Annotated in this window: 1 protein-coding gene; it reads right to left on the reverse strand. The window is 55.3% G+C overall.

Going from position 1 to position 3,425, the window contains the following annotated elements; all coding sequences use genetic code 11:
* The coding region (pulA, locus tag QP802_RS11155) for a type I pullulanase (RefSeq protein WP_284818905.1) at nt 1-3,209 on the reverse strand (3,209 nt) is incomplete at its 3' end.
* Nucleotides 3,210-3,425: the final 216 nt, after the last annotated feature.

Genomic DNA, 3,425 nt, shown 5'->3' on the forward strand with positions numbered 1-3,425 from the left:
GTGGTTGGCTTGACAGACGTGCTCGGTGACGGCACTGCCTTTGTAGAACTCTTCACCGTCGTCGTCGGCTCCGGCTTCGCGGGCGTACTCGGCTCCTCGCTCGTAGTCGGGTTCGGCTTCGCGGTCGCGCTCGTGCTTGGCTTCACGCTCGGCTCCGGCTTGGCAGTCGTACTCGGCTCCTCGCTCGTAGTCGGGTTCGGCGATGTCTCAGGCTCAGGGGTCTCTCGCAGCAGCATGATACTCAACGGTGGAACAGCAACCTCTCCGGTTGAGGAAAGAGCGCGTGGCTCGCCGTAAACATCCATCCCCTGAATCATGACTTCGTACTCGCCAGCAGGCAGTGGGGCCTGCCATGGTTCGGATGCAGCGTTCACGTACACGAAGGCGTCGCTATCACCTGCAAATGCATCCTTCACGGTGTAGCCCACGTGGTTCGTGTTGATGCTGTCTGCTTCCGCAGTGATTTCGTGAGTGTACTTGCTGTTGATCGCTTCATAGCTTGGTAGGCGCATGAAATCGTACTGCTTACGGAACGCGTTCAGGTCGCGGAAGAACTGAACTTCCTTTGCGAACTGTGCCGCCCTGTCGTAGTCGAATACGTTGACTGCGTCGGGCGACTTATACGAGTTATGATCGCCCGACTTCGTGCGCAGGAACTCTTGCCCCGCGTGAATGAACACTGCACCGTTCGCCAAGTACTGCGTGGCGGTACCCAGCGTGTGCCGCTTTGCGATCTCTCCATCAGAGGCGTGCGGCATGCTGCCCTTGAGCTTGTCAAACATCGTGTAGTTGTCGTGGGCCTCGTTGTACACCACGGACTGCTCCGGGCCGAGGTAGTCCCGCACGTGCTGGGCACCCTTAATGTTGTTCAGCAAGTCCCACGAGCGGTGTTCCTGGTTCGCTCCGTTGATGAAGCCGGTGTGCGTCAGCTCGAAGTTGTCGCCCTTGACGGTGTCGCGGTACTGATCGTTGAAGAAAGCAATGCCAGGCAGTTTGTCGGCGTTCTTCTGGTTCGCACCAAGTACGCCGGCTGGATGGTTCCCCATCTCCCAGCCTTCACCGAGGATAACGATCGACGGATCAATCTCGTTGAGTGCTTCGCGTACGGCGTTCATCGTCTCAACGTCATGGATCCCCATAAGGTCGAAACGGAACCCATCGATTCCATAGTTCTTTGCCCAGTACGTCACAGAGTCGACGATGTACTTGCGCATCATCAGTTGCTCTGAAGCAGTTTCATTGCCGACGCCGGTCCCGTCAAAGAAGTTACAGTTCGAATCCATCCGGAAGAAGTAGTTGGGAACCGTCTGCTGCAGTGGCGAGTTTTCCGGGGTGTATACGTGGTTGTACACCACGTCCATAATGACCCGAATATCGTTGTCGTGCAGCGTTGAGATCATGGACTTCAGCTCCACAATCCGCGCGTTTGGGTCCTGGGGGTCCGTCGAATAGGAGCCCTCAGGAACGTTGTAATTCTGCGGGTCGTAGCCCCAGTTGTACTGCGCATTAAACGACAAGTCACCGGTCTCGTCCACGGACCCAAAGTCGTAAATCGGCAGCAACTGCACATGGGTGACGCCGAGGGACTTCAGGTAATCCAAGCCGGACAGGTTACCCGCCTGCGTCTTGGTCCCGGCTTCGGCCAGGCCCAGGAACTTCCCCTTGTTTGTGATGCCGTTGTCAGGCCCGATGGTCAGGTCACGCACATGCGCCTCGTAAATGATGGCGTCGCGCATCGAAGAAAACGGTGCCATCCGCTTGCCGTCCCAGTTGTTTGGGGCTGTCTTCTCCGCATCGATAACTACGGTGCGTGTTCCATTTGCAGTCACTGCCCGCGCGTACGGGTCAATTGCTTCGTTGACTGTTCCGTTTTCAAACGTGAGCCGGTAGCGGTACTCCAAGCCCTGCTTGTCACCATCGAGGGTGAGTTCCCAGGTTCCGCGCTCACCCCGCTTCATCGGAGTCGCAGCAGCATCGTCGGAGTAGTTTACGAATTCTACCGACTTTGCCGTTGGTGCCCAAACCCTAAACGTGGTCTTATCCGGGCTGTAGATCGCACCGAGCTCGCCGTCGTAAAAATACTTCTCGTTAAACTCTTTCGAGTGCAACGCAGAGCACTTGTCCTCAGGCGCCGGTGGCACGTCGTCCTTGGAGTAATAAATCGTGGAATCACCCTCAACTAGCCAGATCTCGGCTTTTCCATCCGGGAAGTCCGAAACATAAAGGTCATCAGGACTATTTTTCGACGCCCACTCATTACCAGGATCCGAGCGCCGCACTACAAGACCAACTTTCTCGATCCCCTTGGGGTTTTCGTGCGTGATGGTAGCAGTGTGATCATCCGTGAAATCTACCCTATGCCCGTCCTCATCCGGCAACCAGGTCCACACATTCCAGTTTTCGTAGTTATTATCGTGCCGCACATAGTGCACGGTGAGCGAAACCTTCGTTGACAACCCATTCGGTTCCTCTGCAGGAGTGAACTCGTAGCTGCTGTCGGCATCAATAGTTATATGCCCCGTGGTGGGGACATCGCGCAGGTCCTTCGATTGCCACGCCCACTCCCGCTCGGCAGTCGAGCGACGCACAATCAAGTTGACCTTGTCGTGCCCAGCAACGGACGGGATTTCTGCAGTAAGCTGCCCAGCCCCATTCTTTCCAGTAAAGGGAACTGACGTTCCGTCATTCTCTCCGTACCAAACCCAAAGGTTGTACTCGCTTTCTGAGACAGCAGGATCAGGGGTGAAGCTCACCTGCAATGCGCACTGAGCTCCAGTACGGAACGGCCCATCGGGCTTATAGCTGAAGGAGCATGCGTCTGCCTTTGCATACACCGAGTTACCGGTCTGTACGCCTTCAAAGACTGCGGACTCCCATATGCGGTTTTCCTGCTCGCCCTGCTGGAGCGAAAGGGTATCTGTACGATACACCTGGAAATTTAAGGGGTGTTCTTTCGTTGCGACAGTCGCGTACAGGTCGCCATTAGGCAAGACACTTGAGAACATCTGCCGCTGCTTGTTGTCGCCCTGCGCCCAGTAATCCACACGGTAGGTGGTAAGCGGCTTTTCAACCGCAGGATCCGGGGTGAAGGTCAGGTACATTACATCAGTGTTTTGGAGGGCTCGCGCTACCGGCGCAGTACCTCCCGTAAACACCAATAGGAATGTCAGCAAGAACCCCAAGATGCTCTTATATGTTGGTGATTTCATTGGCCCTCCTAGACCAAAACAGCATCAAGATGAAAAATATGACCATTCCTTAAGTTAGCACGACCTAGAGACTCTTCAATCACTTTAAGTATGGTTAGTAATCTGCATCACACCCTTAATCGGGGGACCAGTTACCTTTCGGGTTAAGCGACAAAATGTGTGCTTTTTGCATATGGATTCCCGGCCCTGCCTGGGCCTACGGCGGGAAAGTGCTCG

The sequence above is a fragment of the Corynebacterium sp. UMB10119B genome (assembly GCF_030228125.1).
GTDB lineage: Bacteria > Actinomycetota > Actinomycetes > Mycobacteriales > Mycobacteriaceae > Corynebacterium > Corynebacterium pseudogenitalium.